Origin of the sequence: Streptomyces sp. NBC_01116 (assembly GCF_041435495.1) — a bacterium.
Classification (GTDB): domain Bacteria; phylum Actinomycetota; class Actinomycetes; order Streptomycetales; family Streptomycetaceae; genus Streptomyces.
In genome coordinates, this window is record NZ_CP108644.1 from 2,802,435 (window position 1) to 2,827,837 (window position 25,403).

The following is a 25,403-nucleotide window of genomic DNA, read 5'->3' on the forward strand; positions in this document are numbered from 1 at the left end:
CAAAGCACCCCGCGCACCTGGCGTGGCCCCGCTCCGGCGGGCCGCGCCGGGTGTACGTCTGTACGGACGTATCGGGGGTTTCATCATGGACGAGCGCACTTCCCCACGGGCCCGGCGTCGACCGCCGGTTCCCCTGCGGGTCCGGGTCGGCGTCCGGTTCGGGGTCCGGGTCGGGGTGCTGGCGGCCGTGGCCCTGCCCATCGCCGCGCTCCTGCTGACCGCCTGCCGGGGCGGCCCGGACCCGGCGGCCGTCGACGACCGGGGGCCCGCCCCTGCTCCGGCCTCGCCCGGCCCGTCACCGTACGGCGTGGTCTTCCTCGGCCCCGGTGACTGCAGTTCGCGCGGCCCGGAGATCCGGGAGGTGTTCTGCCGCAGCGAGAAGGCCGAGGCCACCGTGCTCGCCCGGCACCTCGGCGCCCTGTCGTCGGGCCCGCCCTGCCCCGACGGGACGGACTTCGTCCTGCACGTGTCGGAGACGGGCACCGGGGCCCGTTCCCGGCTCACCACCGGCTACGCCTGCATGCGGAACCTGGAGCCCCCGCATCCGGGCGATCCGGGGCGGGGAGGCGGCCCGCTGACGGTGGTCGGGGACTGTGTCACGGCCTCCCGCGCGGGCGAGGTCACCGAGACGGCCTGCACGGACACGGGCGGACGCGCCCCGCGCTACCGCGTGGAGTCGGCGGTGCAGCGACGGGCGCAGTGCCCCGCCACCACGGACCTGTTCGTCGCCCTGGGCGGGGACAGGCCGGTGGGCTGCGCCCGCCGGTCACCGGGAGAGTGACCGGAGGACGCAGCCCGTGTGAGCCTCCGAGGACGCCCGTACGGAGACCGTGCGGGGTCCGCTGCGGGGCCCGGGGCGGGGTCCGCTACGGGCGCAGCGTCGCCTCGTCCCGCTCGATCTCGCCGTTGCGCTTGTCCAGCCTCTTGTCGAACTTCGCCAGCGGCTCGGCCTTGGCCGGGTCCGCCTCGACGGCCGCCGGGGCGACGCCCGCCCACCGCAGGATGTCGGCGGTGGCCTTCGCCTTCTGGGCCTCCGGGAGACCGGAGACCTTCGAACCGTGGTTACCGCCGGGGACGGTGTAGACGTAGCTGTCCTTCGCACCGCGTCCGAGACGGAACGGCTCCGCGCTCCACGGGTCGTTCCCGCCGTTGACCCACATCATCTGCCGGGCCTCGCGCTTCACCCAGCGGTCGATGTCCCGCATCGCGCCCCGGTCGAACTTCATGGGAATGGAGCGCGGCACGAAGTTGCGCGGGGGCTGGTAGCCGTAGCGGCTCAGGTTGCCGAGCCAGGGCTGCTTGATGTCCGGCGACCCGAGCTGGGTGCCCGCCTGGTAGTAGTACGGGGTGTACGTCTCCAGGCCCTGGTCGATGTAGCCGGAGAAGCCGGCGATGGCGTCGACGGAGTTCCAGATGTCCTCGTCGGTGGCCTTCTTGGCGTCGGCCGGGATGTCCACGCAGTCGGCGAGCAGGCTGTACTGCCAGAACGCGAACGTGTAGTCCATGACCGTGGCCTCGTAGGCCCGGTCGAGGGATCCGACGGTGTTGAAGGTCCAGCCGTTGGCGTCCGCCTGCTCCTTGTACTTCTTCTGGAGCGGGGCCCGGCGGATCAGCGCCTCGCGCTGCACACCGGCCAGCCGGTCGCGGCACTCCTTGGTACCGACGTTGCGGAAGAACCGGTCGTACGCCGAGTCCTCCTTGTCGACGACGTCGTTGGGCGCGACGTAGGCGACGACGCCGTCCATGTCCTTCGGGTAGAAGCGCTCGAAGTACGTGGCGGTCATGCCGCCCTTGGACCCGCCGGTGGCCAGCCACTTCTTGTCGTAGATCTTCTTCAGCGCCGTGAACACCCGGTGCTGGTCGCTGGCGGCCTGCCAGATGTCCAGCTTGGACCAGTCGGCGGGAGCCGGCCGGGACGGGGTGAAGTAGCGGTACTCCAGCGAGACCTGGTTGCCGTCGATGATCTGCGTCGGCTCGCTGCGGCTGGGGTTGGTGGAGACGTTGTAGCCGCTGGTGAAGAAGACCGTCGGGCGGCTGACGTCCTTGTGCAGCAGGGTCAGCCGCTGCTGGAACGTGCCCTTGGACGGGCGCTTGTGGTCGACCGGCTGGGTGTAGTTGAGGACGAAGTAGCGGTAGCCCGCGTACGGCTTCTCCTGGATCAGACTCATGCCCGGGATGGCCAGGATGCGGTCCTTGATGTCCTCGTTGCTCGCTTCGCTGCCCGCGACGGTTCCGCTGCTCCGCTTCGCGGCCGGTTCCGCGGCGGTGGCCGCACCGGCCGAGGCCCCCGTGGCTCCGACCGTGCCTATGAGCACGGCGAGCGAGAGAACCCCTGTGAGTGACTTGCGCATGCACGCTCCCCTTGATTCACGACAGTCGCCGTGAACTTATCGGGGCACCACACGCCACGCCAGACCCGGTTGTTCGTGTCAGTGGAGAAGATCCGTCTCCGTGGGGAGGATCGGTGCCGCGGGAGGGCCGGTGCGCGTGGGAAGGATCGGTGCCGTGAAGAGGGCCGGTGCGCGTGGGGAGGGTCGGCCGGCCGGCCGGATCAGCAGAGAATCCATCCGGTGGCGGCGGACTTCCTGCCGATCGCGCCGGTGGCCCGGACGCAGCGGTTCAGCGCGCTGACCGTGACCGGCCCGGCCATCTTCGTGTACGAGCCCTTGTCGGTGACGGCCCGTCCGCCGCGCGCCTGGAGCGTGACGCTCATCGTCCGCCGCTTGCCGGGCTTCTTGGCGACGGTCACCGCGCACGCCTGGGCACGGCTCTTGTAGACGCGCAGTTCTCCCGTCGAGAACTCGACGGTCTTCGCGGGGCGGCCGGAGCAGCCGGCGGCGGCCTGCGCGGTGGCGGGGACGGCGAGCAGCGGGACGAGCCCGGCGAGGAGCGGCAGGACGAGAAGGCGGACGAGGAGGCGCCGCGTCCTCCGCCCGCCCGGTCCGCCCGGTCCGGCGGGTCCGCCCGGTCCGATCGGCCCGGCGGGGGCCGTCACCGGACCGTCCGGCAGCACCGGTCCCGTCGGCCCCGCAGCCTTGTCGAACACGTTCGCCCCCACCTGACGTCTGTACGCACCCGCGCGTCTCTGGCTACGACGCAGCGGACCGACGGGAGGTTGCACGGCGGCACCCGGTCGGCCCCCTCGCGCTCGCGGCCGGAGTCCTGGACCGTCCCGGGGCCCGCGGGACCCGGTGGACCCCGTGGACCCGGTGGACCCGGTGGCCGCTCAGACGCCCGCCGGCTCGTCCTCCCCTATGCCCTCGCCTATGAAGGTGCGCCACAGCCGGGCGTACCGCCCGCCCCGGGCGAGCAGCTCGTCGTGCGTGCCGTCCTCGACGACACGCCCGTGGTCCATGACCACGACGCGGTCGGCGCGGGCGGCGGTGGTCAGCCGGTGGGCCACCACCAGCGTGGTGCGGCGGCCGGCGAGGCGGTCGGTGGCCTGGTTGACCAGGGCCTCGGTGGCGAGGTCCAGGGCGGCGGTGGCCTCGTCCAGGAGCAGGATGTCCGGATCGACGAGTTCGGCGCGGGCCAGCGCGATGAGCTGGCGCTGCCCGGCGGAGAGGTTCCGGCCGCGCTCGGCGACCTCGTGGAGATAGCCGTCCTCCAGCGTGGCGATCATCTCGTGCGCGCCGACCGCGCGGGCGGCGGCCTCCACCCGGGCGTCGGTGGCGTCGGGCAGCCCGTAGGCGATGGCGTCGCGGACCGTGCCGGCGAAGAGGTACGCCTCCTGCGGGACGACGCCGAGGCGGTGCCGGTAGGCGGTCATGTCGAGGGTGCGCAGATCGGCTCCGTCGGCGGTGACCCGGCCGCCCGTGGGGTCGTAGTACCGGGCGACGAGCTTGACGAGGGTCGACTTCCCGGCCCCCGTCTCCCCGACGAACGCCACCGTCTGACCGGCCGGGATGCGCAGGTCGACACCGGTCAGGGCCTCCTCGTCGGAGCCGTACGCGAAGGAGACGTCCTCGAACGCGATCTCGCCGCGCAGCGAGAGCACGTCGAGCGGCTCGTCCGGGTCTTCCGTGGAGGTGGGCTCGCGCAGCAGCTCCTGGATGCGGCCGAGGGAGACGGTCGCCTGCTGGTAGCCGTCGAAGACCTGGGAGAGCTGCTGGACGGGGGCGAAGAACAGCTCGATGTAGAGGAGGTAGGCGACCAGCGCGCCGACGGTCAGCGTGCCGTTGTCGACCCGGCCCGCGCCGACGATGATCACTGCGGCGGCGGCGATCGAGGCCAGCAGCTGGACGAACGGGAAGTAGACGGAGATCAGCCACTGGCCGCGTACCCGGGCCTGGCGGTAGTGGTCGCTGCGCTCGGCGAAGCGGGCGGCCCCGTCGTGCTCGCGGCCGAAGGCCTGGACGATCCGGAGGCCGGAGACGGACTCCTGGAGGTCGGCGTTGACGGCGCTGATGCGGGTCCGGGCCAGCTCGTACGCCTTGACGCTGCTGCGCCGGAAGAAGACCGTGCCGATGATCAGCACGGGCAGGGTGGCGAAGACGACCAGGGCGAGCTGGACGTCCAGGACGAGCAGCGCGACCATGATGCCGAAGAAGGTGACCACGGAGACGAACGCGGTGACGAGCCCGGTCTGGAGGAACGTGGCGAGCGCGTCCACGTCCGTCGTCATCCGGGTCATGATCCGGCCGGTCAGTTCCCGCTCGTAGTAGTCGAGGCCGAGCCGCTGGAGCTGGGCGAAGATCTTCAGGCGGAGCGAGTAGAGGATCCGCTCGCCCGTCCGGCCGGTCATCCGGATCTCGCCGGTCTGCGCCACCCACTGGACGAGCACGACGGCCAGCGCGATCAGGGAGGCGGCCCACACCGCGCCGGTGGAGAGCTGGGAGACGCCCTCGTCGATGCCGTGCCGGATCAGGACCGGCAGCAGCAGGCCCATGCCGGCGTCGACGGCGACGAGCCCGAGGCTGATCAGCAGGACCCCGCCGAAGCCGCGCAGCAGTCGGCGCAGCCCGTAGGAGTCCTCCGGCCGTACGGCGGCGGTCTCGTCGACCTCGGGGGTGTCGGTGGCCGGCGGCAGGGCCTCGACCTGGGCGAGCAGCTCGGGCGTCGCGGGCATCCCGGCGACGGTGGTGTCCCGCTTCTCCTCCTCGCGGATCCAGAGCGCGGGGGTGATGCCGCGCTCCGCGTCGAACTCGGCGTCCAGCTCCTCCTGGAGCGCGCGGTCGTCCTCGGGGTCCGTCGCGGTGCGCAGCGGCCGGTGGCCGGGCGAGGCGCCGCCCAGCTCGTCGGGGTCGGTGAGGAGGCGGCGGTAGAGCGCGGAGGTGCGCTCCAGCTCCTCGTGGGTGCCGATCGCGGCGAGCCTGCCGCCGTCCAGGACGGCGATGCGGTCGGCGAGCTGGAGCGTGGAGCGGCGGTGGGCGATGAGGAGCGTCGTACGGCCCGCCATCACCTGCTTGAGGGCCTCGTGGATCTCGTGCTCGACGCGGGCGTCGACGGCGGAGGTCGCGTCGTCGAGGAGGAGGAGCCGGGGGTCGGTGAGGATGGCGCGGGCGAGGGCGACGCGCTGGCGCTGGCCGCCGGAGAGGGTGAGCCCGTGCTCGCCGACGGTGGTGTCGTAGCCCTTCGGCAGATCGGCGATGAACCCGTCGGCCTGGGCGGCGCGGGCGGCCTGTTCGATCTGCTCCTGGGTGGCGTCGGGGAAGCCGTAGGCGATGTTGGCGCGGATGGTGTCGGAGAACAGGAAGCTGTCCTCGGGGACGAGCCCGATGGCGGAGCGCAGGGACGCCTGGGTCAGCTCGCGGACGTCGTGGCCGCCGATGAGGACGGCCCCGTGGGACACGTCGTAGAAGCGGGGCACCAGGAGCGAGACGGTGGACTTGCCGCTGCCGGACGCGCCGACGACGGCGACGGTCTCGCCGGGTTCGACGGTGAGCGAGAACCCGTCGAGGACGGGCCGCTCCTCCTCGTAACCGAAGCGGACGTCGTCGAACTCGATGCCGGCCGGGGCGTCGGCGGGCAGCTCCTTGGCGCCGTCCCGCATCGAGGGCTCGGTGTCGATGAGCTCCAGGACGCGTTCCACACCGGCCCTGGCCTGCTGGCCGACGGTGAGGACCATGGCGAGCATCCGGACCGGGCCGACGAGCTGGGCGAGGTAGGTGGAGAAGGCGACGAACGTGCCGAGGGTGATCTCGCCCCGGGTGGCCAGCCAGCCGCCGAGGGCGAGCATGGCGACCTGGCCGAGCGCGGGCACCGCCTGGAGGGCGGGGGTGTAGCGCGAGTTCAGCCGGATGGTGCGCAGCCGCCCGGCGAACAGCCGGCGCCCGACCTCGCGGAGCTTGCCGGTCTCCTGGTCCTCCTGGCCGAAGCCCTTGACGACCCGGACCCCGGAGACGGCCCCGTCGACCACTCCGGCGACGGCGGCGGCCTGGCTCTGGGCGTACCAGGTGGCGGGGAAGAGCCGGGTGCGGGAGCGGCGGGCGATGAGCCAGAGGGCGGGGGCGACGGCGAGGGCGACGAGGGTCAGGGGCAGCGAGAGCCACGCCATGATCACCAGGGAGATGAGGAAGAGCAGGACGTTCCCGATGGTCATCGGGAGCATGAACAGCAGCCCCTGGATCAGCTGGAGGTCGCTGGTGGCACGGCCGACGACCTGCCCGGTGGACAGATCGTCCTGACGTTTCCCGTCGAGCCGGGTGATCGTCGTGTACATGTCCGTACGCAGGTCGTGCTGGACGTCCAGGGCGAGCCGTCCGCCGTAGTACCTGCGGATGTAGGTGGCTATGTAGACGAGGACGGCCGCGCCGATGAGCAGTCCGGTCCAGACGGCGAGGGAGCGGGTGTGGTCGGTGACCACGTCGTCGATGATCACCTTGGTGATGAGCGGTACGAGGGCCATGACGGCCATTCCGGCGAGCGACGAGCCGAGAGCGAGCACGACGTTGCGCCGGTATCGCCACGCGTACCCGGTCAGCCGCCGGCCCCACCCCTGTTGCTCTGCGCCCGTCACGCGTTGCCTCCCGTTCGCCCCGTCCGCACGCGTCCGGTCACCCGGACCCGCGGGCCTGATCTTCCGGAAGGCTCCAACGCCGCGGGCTGCGGATTTCATCCCGCCGCAACAAAGGGAGCGGTGAACCGGGCCGATGGTCGGGGGCGCGCGGGGCCGGAGTCCTAGGACAGGTTCGGGGCCCGGCCGGGCGGGTAGTCATCCGCGGCGGCATGGCCGGCCTCCTCGTCGGAAGGCCGTCAGAAGGGCCGTCGAAGGGGGCAGGAACCATGGCGAACGACCGGCTCACCGAGGCCTACCGCTGCGGACAGCTCTACGCGGCGCTCGCCGCGCTGGAGCGCCTCGGGGGCACGCACCATTCCCTGGGGAAGCCCGGGACGCGGCGGCAGGTGTCCACCGAACCGCGCAAGCACCTCACCGTGCACCTGTGGCAGGCGGGCCGGTATCTGGCCGCCGCCGCCAACCAGGGCGAGGGGCCCGCCGCCTCGGTGGTCTTCCGGCAGCTGCCGGACCTTCTGCCACGGCGCCGGGAGCTGCCCGGGGAGATCCGGGACCCGGCGGAGCGGGCCCGGTTCCAGGAGGGTCTGCAGGCGCAGGAGGCCGCGATCGGGAAGGCACTCGCGGAGCTGTGAGCGGGAGGGGCGGGCCGGGTTCACACCCGGCCCGCCCCTCCCCGCGCTCCGGACCCTCCCGCCGCGCTCCGGACGCGTATGGCCGTCTACAGGTGCGTCGGCTCGAACATCCGCAGCAGGGCCGGGAGCACGACGACGGACGGTCCCGGGGCCGCCAGCGCCTTGCCGAGGTCGGTGGCGAGGGCCTCCGGTGTCGTACGGACGGCGGGGACGCCGAAGGACTCGGCGAGCGCGACGAAGTCCGGGCGGGACAGCTCGGTGCCGGTGGCCTCGCCGAAGGCGTCCGTCATGTACTCGCGCAGGATGCCGTAGCCGCCGTCGTCGACGATCAGCCAGGTCAGCGGCAGGTCGTACTGGCGGGCGGTGGCCAGCTCCGCGATGGAGTACATCGCGCCGCCGTCGCCGGAGACCGCGAGCACGGGCCTCGTCGGGTCGGCGGCGGCCGCGCCGACGGCCGCCGGGAAGCCGTAGCCGAGGCCGCCCGCGCCCTGGGCCGAGTGCATGGTGTTGGGGCGGCGGGCGTCGAACGCGGACCAGGCCCAGTAGGCCAGGATCGTCATGTCCCAGAAGCTGGGCGCGGTGTCGGGCAGCGCCTCGCGGACGGCGGCGAGGACCTGCTGCTCCAGGGTCAGTTCCTGGGCGTCGATCCGCGCCCGTACCTTCTCCAGCACCGTGGCCACGCGCTCCGCGGCGCCCGCGTCCTCGCGCCGCTCGACGGCCTCCAGGAGGTCGGACAGGGCCTCGCGGGCGTCGGAGTGGATGCCGAGCGCGGGGTGGTTGGACTCCAGCTTCCCGGCGTCCGCCTCGATCTGGATCACCCGGCCGCGCGGGCGGAAGGTGTGGTAGTTCGAGGAGAGTTCCCCGAGCCCCGAGCCGACGACGAGCAGGACGTCCGCGTCCTCCAGGAAGTCGGTGGTGTGCCGGTCCTCCAGCCAGGAGCGGAGCGACAGCGGGTGCTCCCAGGGGAAGGCGCCCTTGCCGCCGAAGGTGGTGACGACGGGGGCGTCGAGCTTCTCGGCCAGCGCGCGCAGCTTGCCGGAGGCGTCGGAGCGGACGACTCCGCCGCCCGCGATGATCACCGGGCGTTCGGCGTTCGACAGCAGGTGCGCGGCGGCGATCGTCAGCTCGGGGCGCGGGTAGAGCTCGCGCGGGGTGGCGTCCATGGCGCTGACGACCGGGAGCATCGTCTCGGCGAGCAGCACGTCCTGCGGGATCTCCACCCAGACCGGCCCGTGCGGGGCGGTCAGCGCGGACTCCCAGGCGGCGGCGATGGCGGAGGGAATCTGGGAGGCGCTGCGCACCGTGTGGACGGACTTCACGATGTCGCGGACGGAGGCCTGCTGGTCGCGCAGCTCGTGGAGATAGCCGTGCCGCCCGCCGCCGAGCCCCGCCGTGGGGATCTGGCTGGAGATGGCGAGGACGGGCGCGGAGGCGGCGGCCGCCTCCTGGAGCGCGGCGAGCGAGGTGAGCGCCCCGGGCCCGGTGGACAGGAGCAGCGGCGCGACCTCCCCCGTGATCCGGCCGTACGCGTCGGCGGCGAAGCCCGCGTTGTTCTCGACGCGGAGCCCGACGTAGCGGAGGGAGGAGCGGCGCAGCGCGTCGAACATGCCGAGCGCGTGCTGGCCGGGCAGCCCGAAGACGGTGGTCGCGCCGAGCCCCTGGAGGGACTCGACGACGAGGTCGCCGCCGGTGCGGCCGGCCGGCGGATTCAGGACTGCGGCGGCCTGGGCGGCGGTGAGCTGCGGCCGGTCGTCGTGGTCGTGGCTCACTTGGCGCCCTCGGCTTCCTTGGCTTCCTTCGCTTCCTTCTGCGCCGCGATCTGGCGGGACATGATCGTCGTCAGCTCGTACGCGGCGTGCGAGGCGGCCACGGAGGTGATCTCGGCGTGGTCGTACGCCGGGGCGACCTCGACCAGGTCGGCGGAGACCAGGTGGCAGGAGGAGAGCCCGCGCAGGATCTCCAGCAGCTCGCGGGAGGTGAGACCGCCGGCCTCGGGGGTGCCGGTGCCGGGGGCGTGCGCCGGGTCCAGGACGTCGATGTCGATGGAGATGTACAGCGGCCGGTCGCCGATGCGCCGGCGCAGCTGGTCGGCGATCTCGTCGACGCCGCGCCGCATGACGTCGGCGGAGGTGACGATCCCGAAGCCCATCTTCTCGTCGTCGGTCAGGTCCTGCTTGCCGTACAGCGGGCCGCGGGTGCCGACGTGGGAGAGGGCGGAGGTGTCGAGGATGCCCTCCTCGACGGCCCGGCGGAACGGGGTGCCGTGGGTGTACTCCGCGCCGAAGTAGGTGTCCCAGGTGTCCAGGTGCGCGTCGAAGTGGAGCAGGGCGACGGGCCCGTGCTTCTTGGCTACGGAGCGCAGGAGCGGCAGGGCGATGGTGTGGTCGCCGCCGAGCGTCATCAGGCGTGCGCCGGTGCCCAGCAGGTCGTCGGCCGCGCCCTCGATGGTCTCGACGGCCTCGTTGATGTTGAACGGGTTCGCCGCGATGTCCCCGGCGTCGGCGACCTGCGCGAGGGCGAACGGGGAGGCGTCCTGCGCCGGGTTGTACGGGCGCAGCAGCCGGGACGCCTCACGGATCGCGTTGCCGCCGAAGCGGGCGCCGGGCCGGTAGGAGACCCCGGTGTCGAAGGGCACGCCGACCACGGCGACGTCGGTCCGGCCGACCTCGTCGAGCCGGGGCAGCCGGGCGAACGTCGCGGGCCCGGCGTACCGCGGGACGCGGGAGGAGTCGATGGGGCCGCGCGGCGCATCGGTGCTGCTCATGGGGGTGTGCCTTTCCTTCGGTTTCGTACGGTGTCAAGTGTGCGGGCAGTCCAGACCGTCCGGCGATTGAGGACGTCTTTGAGCTCGGCCGACCCGCCGCGACGGTTCCGTCCTCAAACGCCGGACGGGCCGGGTCACGCGCCGGACGGGCCGGGTTACGCGCCGGAACGGCTGGGTTCGACCGGGGCCTCGGCCTCAGGAGCGCCCCGCCCCGCCAACCGCGCGCGCCAGGCGTCGAGCACCACCGCGTCCGTCGGCGGCGTCGCCAGCGAGACGACGACGTACACGGCCAGCGACGCCAGCAGCCCGTAGTAGATCGGCTGGTTGGCGAGGATCCCGTAGTACGCCATCAGCCCGATCACCGCGACACCCCCGACGCACACCGCCGACAGCGCCCCGGCCGCCGTGCCGCGCCGCCACAGCAGCCCGCCGATGATCGGCACGAGCAGCCCGCCGACCAGCAGGTTGTACGCGACGGTCAGCGCCTCGACCACGTCGTTCAGCGCGATGGCGATGAGGATGACGCCGATGCCCATGATCAGGATGAAGACCCGGTTGCCCTTGACCTCGTCGTGCGGTTCCTCGCCGCCCCCGCCCCGGCCGACCGCCCCGCGTATCCGGGACCAGATGTCGTTGTTGGCGACGGTGGCGCAGGCGATCAGCGCCCCGGAGGAGGTCGACATCACGGCGGCCAGCGCGGCGGCGAGCACCAGTCCCCGCACACCGACCGGCAGCTCGTCCTTGACGATCGTCGCGAAGGCGGCGTCCGAGCTCGCCAGGTTCGGGTACATCACCTTGGCGGCGGTGCCGATGACGGCCCCGGCGATGGCGTAGACGAGACAGTACGTACCGGCGACCGTGCCGCCCCAGCGCGCCGTCCTGTCGCTGCGCGCGGTGAACACGCGCTGCCAGATGTCCTGCCCGATGAGCATGCCGAACGTGTAGATCAGCACATACGTGAAGATCGTCTCGCCGCCGATGCCGAGCGGGTCGAAGTACTCGGTCGGCAGCTGGGCCTTCATCTCGCTGAAGCCGCCCGCCTTGACGACGGCGATCGGCAGCAGGAGCAGCAGCACCCCGATGGTCTTGACGACGAACTGGACCATGTCGGTGAGGGTGATCGACCACATGCCGCCGAGCGTCGAGTACGCGACGACGATCGCGCCGCCGAGGACGATGGCGACGGTGCGGTTCACGTCGAAGAGGACGTCGAAGATGGTGGCGTACGCGATGGTCGAGGTGACCGCGAGCATCAGGGTGTACGCCCACATCACGACGCCGGAGATGATCCCGGCCCGGCCGCCGTAGCGCAGGTCGAGCATCTCGGAGACGGTGTAGACCTTCAGCCGGGCGATCCGGGCGGAGAAGAAGACGGACAGCGCGAGCAGGCCCAGGCCGATGGTGAAGACCATCCACGCGCCGGAGAGGCCGTACTGGTAGCCGAGACCGACGCCGCCGATGGTGGACGCGCCGCCGAGGACGATCGCGGCCATGGTGCCGGAGTACATCCCCGGCCCTAGACGGCGTCCCGCGACCAGGAACTCGCTCTTCGACTTGGCGCGGCGCATGCCCCACCAGCCCATGGCGAGCATGCCGGCCAGGTAGACGACGATCACGGCGTAGTCGACAGCCATGGGCTTCCCTCCGTCTCGCGCAAACAGATGTACGTGCGAGGAAGACGGTAGGTGGCCGAAAGCCGACGCTGAAGTGTACGTTTCCTCCATCTTCGACGCACTGAATGGATGAACCGTCCATGCCGAACCCTTCCGCGGGCACCCCGCAGCCGACTCCGCCCGCCGGCCCGCCGACCCCGCCCATCCCGCTGGCGGAGCTCCTGGCGCGCGAGGAGCTGGGTCTGCGCCGGATCGCCGGCCCGGCCGACGCCGATCTGCTCTGGGTGCACACCTCGGAGATGGCCGACCCGTATCCGTATCTGCTCGGCGGCGAACTGCTGCTGAGCGCGGGCGTGCTGCTGACGGACCCGGACCACTACGTCGGCCGGCTGGTGGAGGCGGGGGCGGCGGCGCTGGGTTTCGGGGTCCGGCCGGTGCACGAGACGGTGCCCCGGGCCCTGATCGAGGCGTGCGACCGGGAGGGCCTGCCGCTGCTGGAGGTGGGGCCGGAAACCCCGTTCACCGCGATCGCGCGGGCGGTCTGGCGGCTGATGGCCGAGGCGCGCCACCGCGAGCTGCGCCGGGTGACCCGCGCCCAGCAGGCGCTGGCGACGGCGGCGGCCCGCCCCGACCCCGTGCCGGCGGTCCTCCACCAGCTCGCGACGCGGCTCGGCGGCCGGGCGGTCCTGCTGACGGCGCGGGGCGAGGAGGTCCACGCGGCGGGCCGCCGCCCGGACCCGGAGGCCGCGGGGGCCCTGACCCGGCTGGCCCGGGTGGTCGCCCGCGAACGCCCCGGCTCCCCCTCATCGGCCACCGACACCCACGGCGGCACCCACCTGTCCGCGTACGCGCTGGGCGGCGGCGAGGGCCTGGTCCTGGCGCTGGCGACCCGGCGGCGGGAGTCCGGCGACCACACGGTGGCGGGCATCGCGGTGGTCCTCCTCTCCCTCCTGGCCGCCCCCCACCAGGGCGCGGACGCGGCGGGCCGTTCGGCGGCCCTGGTCCGGATGCTCCTGGGCGCCTCCCCCGCCGAGGTGGCCCCGCTCCTCGGCCCCACCGGCCCCTGGACGGTGATCCACGCCCACCGCACGGACGGCGCCCCGGCGGACGCCCTGACGGCCGGGGCCCTGGGCGCGTCGCTGGGCACGGCCCTGGTCGACGCGGGGCGCGGGGCGGGCGAGGCGGTCCGGCTGCTGCTGCCGGGCGACGTGGAGGGGCCGGCGGCGGGCGGGGAGCCGCTGAACGACGATCCGGCGGGGACGGACGCACGGCCCCGGTCAGCCCGGCCCGCCCCGCAGCCCGGCTGGACGCTCGGCGCGTCCGCGCCCACCCCCGTCACCGCTCTCGCCGCCGCCGACACCCTGGCCGCCCGCGCCCTGGCCCGTGCGCGGGCGACCCGAGCCCCGTTGACGGTGGACGCCCCCACGAGCGGCCTCGCCGCACTGGTCCCGCACGAACAGGCGGTCGCCCACGCCCGAGCCCTCCTCGCCCCGCTCACCGCGCCGCTGGCCGACACCCTGCGCTGCTGGCTCTCCCTCCACGGCAGTTGGGACCGTACGGCGGTGGCCCTGGGCGTCCACCGCAACACCGTCCGCCAACGCATCGGTCGGTGCGGGGAGTTGCTGGGCTCGGACCTGGACGACATGGACGTACGGACGGAGTTGTGGTTCGCGCTGCGGCAGCTCTGACCACCTCCCCGGACACAAAAGCCTTCCCGCGCCGGCGGCGCGGTCACCTTCAACGCCCTGACGACGATCTTCACGGGCGGCACCGGAGGTGCGGTCTCCGGCGCGGGCAAGGCGGCGGCAGCGGCCAAAGCTCTGTCGTTCGCGAACAAGGCGGCCGCTACGCCGACCCGACGACGTACCTGTTCAAGGGCGCCGGGGCGGGCCTGACCAAGATCAGCGATGTCATGGCCGGCCTCAGGGGCACGGGCAGCGTCGAGATCCCGACGCTGCCGCCGGGTGCGATCACTCTGCCGGACGGCGGGTTCAAACTCGCGGACGGCACACTGCACCTTCCCGAGGGTGCGACCGTCCCGGAGGCCGCGTTCACCATCCCGAGGAACTCGGTCAAGCTCCCGGAGGGAGCCGAGATCCCCGCCGGAGCGATCGACCTCGGCGACGGCGTGGTCCACCTCCCCGAAGGTATGACCCCGCCCGCAGGATCCCTACCGATCCAGGAAGGCGCCCTCAAACTCCCCGAAGGCACCACCGCCCTGCCCGAGATCGTCTTCAAAGGCACCGACAAGGACGGCAAGACTGTCTACTTCGCTCATGAATATATCGAGAGCCATCTGATGGAGGCGGGCATACCATACTTGCGCGAGTATCCGGACGCGTGGGACCGTTTCTCCAATGACGACGGCAAAACGTTTGATTATTACCATGTTTGGCCCCGGGATGCGTTCGACGCAGGCGCCCATGATCTTTCCTTGAATGAAGGTAAGGGCGGGTTCGGCCATTGGCGCTCATTGGGCATGGATGCTTCGCGGGTCGAGGTGGCACCTCAACTGGCAAATATTGACGACGTCGTTGCATCCCTCAGGCAGGAGCTGCTTTCTAAAGGGATTGATCTGAAGTGACTGACGGAAAAGGCGAACAGACGAAATCAAAGGTGATGGAGCGCCTCTACGCGGTGAAATGGGATGGTGATTGGGATGAAGTCTTCGGGAAAACAATGTCGCGGCGACTGTTGATGCGCGAATACCTGAGACGGTCCGCACTGTGGGCCCAGACGTACTCCGCAGAGAGCGTCTGGCCGTTCTACGACATTACGGAGTTCATGGACCCAGAATTCAAGATTTCGCCCGGCATCGCACACGAATTGGATAAATTCCTCCGTGCGCGCATGAGCGCAGACGTCAAAGTAACCTGTCGCGGCGCCGTACGGCTTGCGGAACTACGCTTGCAAAACCCTACAAACAGATCTGATAATCTCCCTGACCTCTATGAGCCGCTCATTCGCCTTTATGAGCGAGGTGGCGAGTTCATGACAGACAATGCCGGAGCCTTGGATCTTACAGGTGTCTCGTTTCGCCCCGGAAGCTTGCAGGGCAACGCGAGCAACACCCCCGTTGTCGCGCTCCACAACACCGTGCTCGACGCTCTGGACGTTGAAGGACGCGTTACCTTCTATGCCTCTGATAGTGATCGAGGACCCGTCTTCAGGCGCCTTTTGCCGCAGGGGGGCGGGCAGCGCGACGAGGTATTCAGCGGAAAGCTGGGATGGCAACCGACAACCCAACCATTCGCCTCGGATGGCGATAGAGGCTATGCGCGGATCTACGACCAGGAAGCCGCCCGGCTCATTGAGGTGGCCGTACTCAGCGCGCCTCGATGCGCAGGGCAGGAACAAGCCTGACCATCCGCAAATGAATATTGCAGGATTCTTCGAAGAGCTCTGGCCATTGCCACACTCCCGCATCATCACATTCTGCGATCGCGTTCCCGGGAACCTCCCAACGAGCCGGACCTCTCGGGGTGATAACCTTTCCCGGTATCGGTATGTCACGAAGGGCCAGACAGGCCTCCGGCGGCGAAAAAAGGAAGACGACTTTGATCGCCAGCACACCGGTCGCTCAATGGAATTGGGGCGACCGCGGGTACGACACCGACCTGATCCACGAGGCCGTTCGCAGATTTTCGGCTGCCCTTGAGGTTCTCGACCGCCACCGCCTCGGAACACCGCACAGCGGTCAAGGTCTCCGTGAAGATTCCGGAGCCAGGGCACAGGAGTTTCCTGACACAGCAGGAATATCCAGCCACCAGCGGCCTTTTGGGCGCCATAGAAGAAGGCACAAAGGCGGGAAACATCAGCGGCGTGGAGATGTTCATGACGTGCGACGGCGTCCTGGAAACAGAAGATGGACCCGTGGCGACAGAAGGGCTTTTCAACCTCTCTGTGGATGTATCTGAAAGTTACTTCACCGTAGCGCTGGCGACATTTTCAGACGCTTGGATGCAATACGACCTCAAAGGCAAGGAGAATGATTCTCTGTTCCAACTGAATCGACCACGCCTCGCGGATCTCCTGAAGGATATTTCGGTAGCACTAGGAACGGAGGTAGATCCAGACAATCCAACCCGGCTTGGTATTGCTACCGAAGAAGGGGTGAACAATCATTTCGATGACGATGGATCCGCCTCCAATGTGTGGATTCGCTTCGAAATCCCTCAGCGAAACAGCGTGTTCAGCCACACTCCACCGTTCCAGTCAACGTACAAGCGCGAGGCCACAGGCCGAGTTTCCTACCTTCCCGTGCATGGCGAGAACGAGATTCTGGGCTACTTGTGGGCATCGGAGGCTGAGGGTGCCGCGAGCTTCGAGCCACACGATGATGCCGATCTAGCCGGATATCACGCAGGGCTGGCTTGGCTGAAGAAACTACATGAAGCTTTCGGGCGTGGCTTGACGCCCTCGGCAGCCCTGGAGAGCTTCAGGGATTCTCCCGCTGCCAGAACTTCAGGACATATCGTGAGTGAATCACCGACTGCGACAATCGAGTTCTGGGCGCTCCGAAGGATGGCCGGCGAATAGAGCAGTCATTGCGCCCTTGTCGGGGCCCGGAAGGTGCGCGCTCCAGGCCCCGCAGAGCCCCTCACCCCAGCCAGCCCCCGAAGCGGACCGCCGACGGCGTCACGCCCAGGCTCGACTCGCCGAAGGAGACGCTGCCCTTCGTGACCGGGCCCGTGCGGCTGCCCTTGAAGAGCCAGACGCCGCCCTGGTTGGTGTTCTCCCCGGGGGCCGCCACCGCGAGCGTCGCCGGTACGCCCTTGGCCGGGGCCACCACGTGGACCTCGCCGCCGAACGCGTCGCCCTGCTCGTCGGCTCCGGGGACGTTCGCCGTCGACTGGCCGATCACCTTCGTGTCGGCGCCCGTGATGCCCGAGGCGCGGCCCTTGAAGACCAGGACCCCGCCGGCGTCCTTGGCCGTACCCACGTCCTCACCCGGCAGGCCCACGACGACCTCGCCGTAACCGTCGCCGTCCAGGTCTCCCACCGAGGCGCTCGCGCCCAGGCCGTCGCCCGTCTCGTCCGCACCCGGCACACCTGCGGTGTCCTGGTTGATCCACTTCGGCTTCACCGCGGTGTTCTGGCCCTTGGGGCCGCCGAGGACGACCGCCACGGCGCCGCCCTTGCTCGGGAAGTCCAGGTCGCTGTCCATGCCGGTGGGCCGGCGGGTGAAGACCAGGTCCGGGTAGGCGTCGCCGTTGACCGAACCGACCGTCACCGTGGAGTGCTCCAGGTACGTCCCCGGCGCGGTGACGATGGGCGTGTAGGTGAAGCCCGTACCCGTCGACAGGTACAGCGACCGCCCGCCGCAGTCCGGCTCGTCGTCGCAGCCACTGCTCACCAGCAGGTCGTCCTTGCCGTCGTTGTTCATGTCCACGGCCTGCACTCGCTCGAAGACGGTGACGCCGTCGGCGGTGAGCGCCGTGCGCGTGCTGCCGACCGAGCCGTCCGCGCCGATGTTCTCGTCCAGCACGATCTTTCCGACCCACTCGGTGCGGTCGATGCCGGCCGCGTCCGTCCGGCCGTCGCCGTCGAAGTCGCCCAGCGCGTATCCCTGACCCCGGAACTCGACGGCCCGGGTGCCGAGGCCGCTCTTGCCGCCGAACAGGATGACCTTCGGGCCGCTGCCGGGCGAGACCAGCAGGTCGGTGTACCCGTCGCGGTCGATGTCCGCGGGCGTTCCCGCCCCGAAGCGGGCGTTCGCGGCGGCCGTGCCGGGGACCCCGGACGTGTTCTGGTTGATCACCCGGTGCCGGGCCGGGCTGATGCCCTTCGCGTCGCCCGGATAGACCACCAGGTAACCGGCCTTCTTGAGGCCGGACACGGTCCCGTCGGGCACCGACGCGTACATGTCCTCGTATCCGTCGCCGTTGAAGTCGACCTGCTGGCGCTCGGCGGCGACCGGTGCGGCCGCCACCGCCGCACCGGAGAAGGCCGGTACGGCCGCCGTGGCCGCGAGCGTCACGAAGATCGCCGAAGCGATGCGGAGTCGAGAAGTCTTCATCGTTGTTCCATCCCCCAGATGTGCGCACGTGAGCACGTGCTCACGTGCTTAGGAAGACCATCCGCACCGCGAATGGTTGTGCGCTCCGGAACCAACTCGATCTCCTTGCGTGCGAGGGTGGCTCCGGAGCCTTCTTCTTGCGTTATCAGCAAGCTTGCGTGCATCTAGCGCAAGGGACCGTACGCTCGATCCCATGGCTCACGAACACCAGCAGCAGCACGGGCACCAGCACCAGCACCAGCACCAGCACCAGCACCGACATGCGGCTCACTCCCACGGTTCCGATGCGACGCCGAACGGCCTCCCCGAGATCCTCGACCTCGACGCCGCCCTCTTCGCGCCCCACCTGACCGCCCTCACCGGGCGTATCGCCTGCCTGGCCGGTGACGACGTCCGGAACGTCGTCGACCTCGGCTCGGGCACCGGGACCGGCACGTTCGCCCTGTTGGAGCGGTTCCCGACCGCCCGGGTGACCGCTGTCGACAGCTCCCCCGAGATGCTGGAGCGCCTCACCTCCACGGCCCGGGACCGGGGGCTCGGCGACCGCGTGCGCACGCTGGAGGCCGACGCCGGCGCGGGGCTGCCCGGGGTCGTCGACGCCGACCTCGTCTGGGCGTCGGCGTCCCTGCACCACCTGGACGACCCCGCCACCGCCCTGGCCGGCATCCGGGCCGCGCTGCGTCCCGGCGGGCTGCTGGCCGTGGCGGAGGTGGACGGGATGCCGACCTTCCTGCCCAAGGATGGGGAGCCGGGCGCGCTGGAGCGCCGCTGCCGCCAGGCCCTCGACGGCCTGCACGCCGAGCAGTTGCCGCACCGGGGCGCCGACTGGGGCTCCCTGCTGGCAGCCGCCGGCTTCTCCGTCGAGCAGGAGCGCGCCGAGCCGTGGGAGCTGCGCGCCCCGCTGCCCGAGGGCGCCGGCCGGTACGCCCTCCTCGTCTTCGAGCGCATCCGCGGCAACCTGGTCGGGCGCGTCTCGCCGGAGGACCTGGCCGCGCTCGACCGGCTCATCGGCGGCGGGCCCGAGGACGTACGCCACCGGGACGACCTCGTCGTACGGTCGATCCGTGAGACGTGGATGGCCCGCCGCCCCGCCTGACGTCTGGCGCCTGACGCCGGGGCCGCACCGGTCCGGCCCCGGCGTCAGGCCCAGGTCAGGCCCCGGCTTCAGGCCCCGGTCGGGCCTCAGACCGTGCGCAGCTCCCATCCCCGGGCCGTCCGCGTGACCTCGCGGAAGCCGTGGCGGTGCAGGGCCTCGATCTCGTCGACGTCCTCGGGGTACGCGCAGGTGATGAGACGGTCGATGCCGCAGAGAGTCAGCCAGTCCCGGGCCTGGGCGAGCAGCCGGGCGAGAGTCCTCTCGGCCTCCTCCGGGGCGTCGGTGACCAGGTCGACATCGGCCAACTCCGCCAACCCGCCGCCACGGCCGACACGTTCGGGGCGGTCGAGCGTGGTGTCCAGCTCCACGTGGCCCAGCACGCGGTCACCGGCGAGGGCGGTGAAGCGGGTACCGAGGGAGCCGAGCGTACGCAGCAGGGCCGGGCCTTCCCGCCCGGCCTGCTCACCGGTGTCGGGAAGGCCGCTCACCTCGGCAAGCAGCAGCACCTCCGTGCGCCCGTGTGCACGAGACCTGCCCGCTCCAGCGCTGAGCGGACGTGCGGCCAGGCGGCGGGTACGCCGTACACACCCGGGCAGGGAAGTGTTCCGTCGGCGTGGACGCTGCGCGACCGCCACCGGGTGACGGTCGCCAGGCACGCGGAGAGCAGGAGGTCCGCCGCGTCCGAGGAGACGGTGTCGCCGTCGCCGGGGTGGTGCACGACCCAGGGGATGGCCGCGGCTCCCCGGTAGTCGGGGCCGACGTCCGGCTCGTCGCGGTAGCGGTGCAGATGGGCCGCCGCGACGACGCGGCCGCGGTGCTCGGTCACGAGCGTGAGGCGCTCCGCGACCCACGGATCGACGATGTACTCGTCGGGCCGGGCCTCAAGGCTGCTCAGGACGGTGTTGACCGACGTGCTGACGCCGGGAAGCACCGCGGAGACATGGCGGTTCACCAGGTCGGTCAGCTGGTGGCGGTCACTGCGGCGGAAGGTGCGCACGGCAGGTGAGAAGGACATGGCGATCCTCTGGAGTGGAGTGAGGGAAGACCGCCATGCGATGCGGCACACCGCGACGCCAACAGACGCGTGGAAGGGGCCACCGGCCCGGATGCGACGGCTTCCGCGGAACGGTGCACTCCGGTCACGTGGTGACCGCGACGACCGTTCCCGCCGAGATCGCCGCCACGGTCCGCATCACCGCGGCGTTCACCGCTTCCGCGCCCCAACTGCTCCGCTCCAGTTCCTTCGCCCGCTTGTGGACCTTGCCGGACCACGGGACGGAGCGGTGCAGGGTCGGCAGTGTGCCGCTCGCGGAGAGCAGTCCGACCAGCGCCGCCGTACGGGCGTCGGGTTCCGCTCCGTCGATCAGGACGGCCCGGACCTTCTCCACCAGGGCCTTCTTGTATCCGGTGTCCGCGACCGTCGTCGACGTCGTACGGAACAGACCCAGCGTCTTCCTGGTCTCCCGGCGCAGCACGCCCCGCTCGACGAGCCGGTCGAGGACCGCCTCCCGCGTGACCACCCCCGTACCGATCTCGATCAGCAGCGTCTGTACGCCGCGCACGCGCTCCCCGACCTTCGCGTGGGCAGCCCGGAGCAGCGGATCGGACGGCGCACGGCCGGTCACGGCGTGGACCTTGACGCCGTTCAGCCCCTGGTCGCCCTCGTCGGCCCTGGTGTGGCCGCCGAGGCCCAGCTCCACGAGGACCGCGCCGCCCAGCGTGTAGTACAGCGTGCCCGCCCCCGCGATGGCTCCGGACATGTCGTCCATCATCAGCAGCGTCAGGTCTTCGACGATGAGCGTCTCGTTCTCGGTCTGCATGGTCGTTTCCCAGCGTCGGCGTCGGATGTACGCGGCTCTCCCGGCTCTCCCGGCTCTCCCACCCGAGCCTGCCCCGCGGAGAGCGAGCCGGGCGGTGTGAGCTGTCACCACTGTTCATGACAGACGTCATGAAGGGTCGGGCGGTCGTCGTGTGTCCCCGATGAGTTTTCCCACCCGCCCCGGTCCTACTGGTGAACGGCAACGACGACGGCGAAGGCTTCGCATCGCAAGCTCCCGGACAGGCGGTATCCATGATGAACAGCACCATCGGCAAGCAGTTCACCGCGACCCTGCGGAAGAGCCCGGAGAAAGGCGGCTGGACCTACGTCGTGTGGCCCTGGTCGGCCGAGTTCTTCGGCACCCGCGGCCTGGTGAAGGTCCGGGGCACCATCGACGGTCATCCCTTCCGCAGTTCGTTCATGGCCCTGGGCGACGGCACGCACAAGCTGCCGGTGAAGGCGGACGTACGCAAGGCGATCGGCAAGGCGGAAGGGGACAGCGTGACCGTCGTCCTGGAGGAGCGGTTGGACGCTTGACCTCCGCATAGATCGCCCTGTCGTGGCAGCAGCGATCACCGCAGCGGTACCGAACCGTGCCCCACGATCCGCCGCTACATTGGCTGCCGGGCAGGCAGCCGGGTCGAGCCGGAACAGCTGAGCCAGAACAGCTGAGTCAGGACGGCTGGCCAGGACGACGGATGAGGAGCGACGCGTGCGATTCGCGCTGGAAGCACTGCTGGTCGACGTGCCCGACGAGCAGGTCGCCGAGGCTCGCGCCTTCTACCGGTCGAGGGTGGCAGGCCGTGGGGCCGCCTCGTACGAGGAGCTGGAGGAGGCCCGCGCGAAGAAGCCCGCTCCTCGTGCCGCCGTTCCGCCCGCCGTCGAAGAGACGGTCGAAGCCGCCGGAGTACGGGCCCCGGTCCGGATCTTCCTCCCCGCCGGCGGCCCGCCCCGGGCCGTCTACCTGGGCATCCACGGCGGCGGCTTCTACATGGGCTCAGCAGCACAGGGCGACGAACGCCACCGCGAACTCGCGGACGCGCTCCAGATCGCCGTCGTCGGCGTCGACTACCGGCTCGCGCCCGAGCACCCCTGGCCTGCCGCGCCCGACGACTGCGCGGCGGTCGCGCTCTGGCTCGTCGAGGAGGCCGAGGCCCGCTTCGGGACCTCCCGGCTCGCGATCGGCGGAAGCTCGGCCGGGGCCACCCTCGCCCTGGCGACCTTGCTCCGGCTGCGGGACCGGGGCGTCGTCGAGCGGTTCGTCGGGGCCGCGCTCCGCTTCGGTACGTGGGACCTGAGTGCGGGAACCCCGGGCGGCCGCCTCATCGCCGACGAGTACTTCCTCCAGGCGTACGCCGGCCACGTGGCCGACCGCACCCTTCCCGACATCTCGCCCCTCTACGCCGACCTGAGCGGGCTTCCTCCGACGCTGCTGGTCGTGGGCAGCGAGGACATCCTGCTGGAGGACAACCTGACGTTGGCCGGTCGGTTGTCGGCGGCCGGCAACGACGTGGAGCTGCGCGTCTATCCCGAGGCGCCCCACGGCTTCACCGGCCACCCCACCGCCCTGGCCGCGACCGCGCTCGAAGGCATCCACTCCTGGCTGCGCGACAGGATCAGTCGCCCCTGACCCGGGCGTGCAGATGCATGTCGTGCCGGCCGTCGTCATGCACGGCCGCGTTGCGCTTGGTGCCCTCCAGGCGGTAGCCGGCCCTCGTGGCGACCCCGCACGAGGCGTGGTTGCGCGTCGAGTGGTCCAACTCCAGGCGGTGGAAGCCGATGTCGTCCAGCGCCCACGCGCTGACCGCCGCGAGTGCGCGGGTGGCGACCCCCGCGCCGCGTGCGTCCGGGAGCACCCAGTACGCCGCGTTCGCGACGCCGTCGTCGAAGTCCAGGCCGCGCAGCGCCATCCGGCCGAGCACCTCGCCGCTGTCGCGGGCTACGGCCCAGTGGCAGCCCTTCTCCCGCTCCCAGTCCCGGCGGTAGCCGTCGAACCACTCCCGGACCCGGTCCTCGGTCGAGGGCCGGTGCGTGTGCCAGCGGCGGGTCTCCTCGTCCTCGTACGCGGAGAGGAAAGCCGCCGCGTCCCTCCGCTCCCAGGGGCGCAGCAGCAGGCCGTCGCCGCCGCTTACCGGGAGCACGGGCTGCGGAGCACCGGCGAGGCAGCCGGAGATCATCGCGGGCGGTGTCGACAGGACGCGGGTCATGGCTCCCATTCTCCTTACGCTTCCCGCGTGAACACGTTCCACGGCGGTAACGGCCGATACCTGGAGATGACCAACGGCGGCACGGCGGTGTTCGTGGATGTGCTGATGCTCGCCGTGTCCACGCTCGCCCACGACCCGTGGGACTTCCGGTTCGCCGCTCTGCTGACGCTCCAGGACCAGAGCATCATGGGGCGCGGGGTGGTCGGCTTCGGCCTGGCGGATCTCGACTGGGGGGACACTCCGCAGGAGCGGGCCGCGGCGAAGGACTTCCTGCTCCGCGTCCTCGATCTGGCGCTCTCCCGCCACCGGTGGGAGGAACTGACGTACGAGCCTCCCCGCGCCGAGGGCTACCTGCGCACGTACCGGTCGATGGTGGAGGAGTTCGACCCTGCGACGGCGAAGGCCGACGCGGCTGCTCTGCCCGGGCCGGAGAATGCCGCGATGGCCTCGTGCGTACGTCACCGGGTGCTGGACGGGTCGCCGTTCTGGGACGTGTGCGTGTTCTGCTCGGCCGGGGTCTGAGTGCCCGTGTCCCGCCCTCTCAGGAGCGTCCGCCGCGCTGCCAGCGCTGCGCCCCGAGGGGCGTGGGTCCGCCCGAGAGCCGGTCCGCGAACGGCTGGACCAGGTGCCGTGCCTCGTCCGGGAGCGCCTGTACGGCCGCGACCACTCCCGTCGTGCGGGCCCCCTCGTCGTCGACCAGAACCGCCACGAAGCTCAGTCGCCCGTCCGGCTCCGCGCCCAGCAGCCCCTGCCCGACCGGGCCCGAGGCACGGTCCTGCGCAGGCCACCGGGCGGTGATCAGCGTGTACGGGGCGTCCGCCGCCGGTTCGCGGCGCAGCAGCACCACCGTCGCGTCCGCCGTGAACGCCCGGTAGAGACCGGCCTTCCAGAACGGCTCCTCGGTCGCGAACCGTTCGGCGGCCGCACGGTCCGCGACGTCGACGACGTGGACGCTCCCCGTGTGCTCCTCCCCGTCGTCGGACAGGGTGGGCCCGCGGAGTATCAGCCGGCTGTCGAAGCGGTCTATGTAGGACCAGTGCTCCTCGGACAGCTCCATCAACTGGTGGGCCACATCCGGCTGGTCCTGGGCGTAAACGTAGAACGGCATGCCGCGACCGTACCGGAGCGGTCCCGGCCGGCCGCTCACGCCTCACGGCCGCAGCCGGACCAGCCCCGGGCCCGACGGGTGACCGGGCGCGAAGGCGTCGGGAATCCCCAGCCTCAGGCCCCGGCTCCGGGCGACCCGGTGGACGTCCCGCAGGGAGTGCGCCAGAGCGGCGGCGACATGGCGGAGCTGGACGCTCGTGGACCCGTCGTCCGCGACCATGTCGTCCGCTTGGGCCAGGAGTTCGTACGCCATACCGAGCTGCATGGCCTCGACCCGGTCGGCCGTACGCGAGACCTGTCCGTCGCCGTCGCCGACCACGTAGCAGGGCCGGCCTTCCGTCCCGGCCCAGGGAAGAAGGCGTGCGGCGTTCTGGGGCTGTTCGTTCATGCGGGCGTCAACTCCGTGCGCGGTGGGGGTGAATTCTTCGCTGCGTAGCGATCCACTCACAGCGTGCGAGCGGCGCGGCTAGGCTCGCCAGGGGGTTCGGGGTGACATCGCGCTCGTCGCACGGAAGTTGGCTGTGAGTAATACCTATGGCGCATGGTTGAAGGCTCAGCGGGAGGCAGTCGGGCTGACGCAGCAGCAGCTCGCGGACCGGGCGTTGATGACGCGGTCGCATATCTCGCACATCGAGGCGGGGCGTCGCATGCCGAGCGAGGAGGACGCCCTGCGGCTGGACAAAGCGCTGGGCACAGGGGATGTGCTGACCACTTTCCGGCCCCAGGCAGATGACCGTTCCGTCGCGGAACGATTCAAGGCTGCTCGGAAACTTGAGGAACAGGCGACGTTCATCCGCGAGTTCGCCATCGCCTATTTTCCCGGAATCCTCCAGACACCCCGGTACGCGGATGCGGTGCTGGGCACAGCATTTCCGCCGTACAGCGATGAGGAACGTGACAAGGCCGTCTCTCACGACTGGAGAGGGCCAAGATCCTGGAGCGTCCCACGTCGCCCGTAGTCTGGGCGGTGCTGGACGAAGCTGTCCTCCGGCGCGTGGCGGGGAGTGCGGACATCATGGCGGAACAGATCATGCATGTGGTGCGTCTGACCGAGCATGGCCGAATCCGCGCCCATGTACTGCCTCTGGGCGGTCCCATCCCTGATCTTGCGTGGGTATCCCCGGCTTCAGCCAGGGAGGGAAACGCATCCTTGGCCCGGAGGCGCGGAGCGCCGGAGTTCTCTGCACCTCT

The 25,403-nt window shown here is 71.0% G+C and carries 21 protein-coding genes and 2 pseudogenes; 11 read left to right on the forward strand and 12 right to left on the reverse strand.

What is annotated here, in order from left to right; all coding sequences use genetic code 11:
* Positions 1 to 85 precede the first annotated feature (85 nt).
* Positions 86 to 781: a hypothetical protein gene (locus tag OG245_RS12165; protein ID WP_371623537.1), complete on the forward strand. Its 696-nt coding sequence runs from the start codon at positions 86 to 88 to the stop codon at positions 779 to 781.
* An 85-nt stretch (positions 782 to 866) separates the two neighbouring features.
* On the opposite strand, the gene OG245_RS12170 is transcribed toward OG245_RS12165, so the two are convergent.
* From OG245_RS12170 to OG245_RS12180, 3 genes are all read right to left on the reverse strand, one after another.
* Positions 867 to 2,351, reverse strand: a complete 1,485-nt coding sequence (locus OG245_RS12170) for a S28 family serine protease (protein WP_371623538.1) — start codon at positions 2,349 to 2,351, stop codon at positions 867 to 869.
* A gap of 200 nt (positions 2,352 to 2,551) precedes the next feature.
* Complete coding sequence (locus OG245_RS12175; RefSeq protein WP_371623539.1) at positions 2,552 to 3,058, reverse strand: hypothetical protein; 507 nt, start codon at positions 3,056 to 3,058, stop codon at positions 2,552 to 2,554.
* A 168-nt stretch (positions 3,059 to 3,226) separates the two neighbouring features.
* Positions 3,227 to 6,958: an ABC transporter ATP-binding protein gene (locus tag OG245_RS12180; RefSeq protein WP_371623540.1), complete on the reverse strand. Its 3,732-nt coding sequence runs from the start codon at positions 6,956 to 6,958 to the stop codon at positions 3,227 to 3,229.
* Between the two features lie 266 nt (positions 6,959 to 7,224).
* Here OG245_RS12180 and OG245_RS12185 point away from each other — a divergent pair, with 266 nt between their 5' ends.
* Complete coding sequence (locus tag OG245_RS12185; protein ID WP_371623541.1) at positions 7,225 to 7,587, forward strand: hypothetical protein; 363 nt, start codon at positions 7,225 to 7,227, stop codon at positions 7,585 to 7,587.
* Positions 7,588 to 7,673: 86 nt separating this feature from the next.
* Here the strand turns inward: OG245_RS12185 and OG245_RS12190 are convergent, their stop codons facing one another.
* From OG245_RS12190 to OG245_RS12200, 3 genes are all read right to left on the reverse strand, one after another.
* Complete coding sequence (locus OG245_RS12190) at positions 7,674 to 9,356, reverse strand: thiamine pyrophosphate-binding protein (RefSeq protein WP_371623542.1); 1,683 nt, start codon at positions 9,354 to 9,356, stop codon at positions 7,674 to 7,676.
* Complete coding sequence (gene speB, locus OG245_RS12195) at positions 9,353 to 10,351, reverse strand: agmatinase (RefSeq protein WP_371623543.1); 999 nt, start codon at positions 10,349 to 10,351, stop codon at positions 9,353 to 9,355. Before speB ends, OG245_RS12190 begins: the two co-directional genes overlap by 4 nt.
* Positions 10,352 to 10,506: 155 nt before the next feature.
* A complete protein-coding gene (locus tag OG245_RS12200) occupies positions 10,507 to 11,985 on the reverse strand; it encodes a sodium:solute symporter (protein WP_371623544.1) in 1,479 nt (492 codons plus the stop codon).
* Positions 11,986 to 12,089: 104 nt separating this feature from the next.
* Between OG245_RS12200 and OG245_RS12205 the strand changes: the two genes are divergently transcribed.
* The 4 genes from OG245_RS12205 to OG245_RS12220 all read left to right on the forward strand — a co-directional run bounded on the left by OG245_RS12205 (position 12,090) and on the right by OG245_RS12220 (position 16,503).
* On the forward strand, positions 12,090 to 13,652 hold the full coding sequence (locus OG245_RS12205) for a PucR family transcriptional regulator (protein WP_371623545.1): 1,563 nt from the start codon (positions 12,090 to 12,092) through the stop codon (positions 13,650 to 13,652).
* Positions 13,628 to 14,548 (forward strand): hypothetical protein, encoded by a 921-nt coding sequence (locus OG245_RS12210; protein ID WP_371623546.1) that lies wholly within the window; start codon positions 13,628 to 13,630, stop codon positions 14,546 to 14,548. Before OG245_RS12205 ends, OG245_RS12210 begins: the two co-directional genes overlap by 25 nt.
* Entirely contained in the window at positions 14,545 to 15,327 is a 783-nt protein-coding gene (locus OG245_RS12215; RefSeq protein ID WP_371623547.1) for a hypothetical protein, read from the forward strand. The genes OG245_RS12210 and OG245_RS12215 overlap by 4 nt, the downstream gene beginning before the upstream one ends.
* Before the next feature lie 345 nt (positions 15,328 to 15,672).
* On the forward strand, positions 15,673 to 16,503 hold the full coding sequence (locus tag OG245_RS12220; RefSeq protein WP_371623548.1) for a hypothetical protein: 831 nt from the start codon (positions 15,673 to 15,675) through the stop codon (positions 16,501 to 16,503).
* Positions 16,504 to 16,564: 61 nt separating this feature from the next.
* On the opposite strand, the gene OG245_RS12225 is transcribed toward OG245_RS12220, so the two are convergent.
* Positions 16,565 to 17,983: an FG-GAP and VCBS repeat-containing protein gene (locus tag OG245_RS12225; RefSeq protein ID WP_371623549.1), complete on the reverse strand. Its 1,419-nt coding sequence runs from the start codon at positions 17,981 to 17,983 to the stop codon at positions 16,565 to 16,567.
* Positions 17,984 to 18,176: 193 nt separating this feature from the next.
* On the opposite strand from OG245_RS12225, the gene OG245_RS12230 reads away from it, so the two are divergent.
* A complete protein-coding gene (locus tag OG245_RS12230; protein WP_371623550.1) occupies positions 18,177 to 19,079 on the forward strand; it encodes a trans-aconitate 2-methyltransferase in 903 nt (300 codons plus the stop codon).
* A gap of 86 nt (positions 19,080 to 19,165) precedes the next feature.
* Here OG245_RS12230 and OG245_RS12235 read toward each other — a convergent pair.
* Positions 19,166 to 20,094 (reverse strand): annotated as a pseudogene (locus OG245_RS12235) (N-acetyltransferase).
* Between the two features lie 124 nt (positions 20,095 to 20,218).
* Complete coding sequence (locus OG245_RS12240) at positions 20,219 to 20,899, reverse strand: GPP34 family phosphoprotein (protein WP_371623551.1); 681 nt, start codon at positions 20,897 to 20,899, stop codon at positions 20,219 to 20,221.
* Between the two features lie 251 nt (positions 20,900 to 21,150).
* Here OG245_RS12240 and OG245_RS12245 point away from each other — a divergent pair, with 251 nt between their 5' ends.
* Both OG245_RS12245 and OG245_RS12250 read left to right on the forward strand, forming a co-directional pair.
* A complete protein-coding gene (locus OG245_RS12245) occupies positions 21,151 to 21,435 on the forward strand; it encodes a DUF1905 domain-containing protein (protein ID WP_371623552.1) in 285 nt (94 codons plus the stop codon).
* Between the two features lie 175 nt (positions 21,436 to 21,610).
* Positions 21,611 to 22,528, forward strand: a complete 918-nt coding sequence (locus tag OG245_RS12250; RefSeq protein ID WP_371623553.1) for an alpha/beta hydrolase — start codon at positions 21,611 to 21,613, stop codon at positions 22,526 to 22,528.
* Here OG245_RS12250 and OG245_RS12255 read toward each other — a convergent pair.
* Positions 22,515 to 23,105, reverse strand: coding sequence for a GNAT family N-acetyltransferase (locus OG245_RS12255; protein ID WP_371623554.1), 591 nt, complete (start codon positions 23,103 to 23,105; stop codon positions 22,515 to 22,517). The two genes, OG245_RS12250 and OG245_RS12255, sit on opposite strands and share 14 nt — an antisense overlap.
* A gap of 27 nt (positions 23,106 to 23,132) precedes the next feature.
* Between OG245_RS12255 and OG245_RS12260 the strand changes: the two genes are divergently transcribed.
* Positions 23,133 to 23,627: a hypothetical protein gene (locus OG245_RS12260; RefSeq protein ID WP_371623555.1), complete on the forward strand. Its 495-nt coding sequence runs from the start codon at positions 23,133 to 23,135 to the stop codon at positions 23,625 to 23,627.
* 19 nt (positions 23,628 to 23,646) lie between these two features.
* On the opposite strand, the gene OG245_RS12265 is transcribed toward OG245_RS12260, so the two are convergent.
* A complete protein-coding gene (locus OG245_RS12265) occupies positions 23,647 to 24,213 on the reverse strand; it encodes a YciI family protein (protein WP_371623556.1) in 567 nt (188 codons plus the stop codon).
* A gap of 42 nt (positions 24,214 to 24,255) precedes the next feature.
* A complete protein-coding gene (locus OG245_RS12270; RefSeq protein ID WP_371623557.1) occupies positions 24,256 to 24,600 on the reverse strand; it encodes a hypothetical protein in 345 nt (114 codons plus the stop codon).
* 133 nt (positions 24,601 to 24,733) lie between these two features.
* On the opposite strand from OG245_RS12270, the pseudogene OG245_RS12275 reads away from it, so the two are divergent.
* Positions 24,734 to 25,302: pseudogene (locus tag OG245_RS12275) on the forward strand (Scr1 family TA system antitoxin-like transcriptional regulator); the annotation flags it as partial.
* Positions 25,303 to 25,403: the final 101 nt, after the last annotated feature.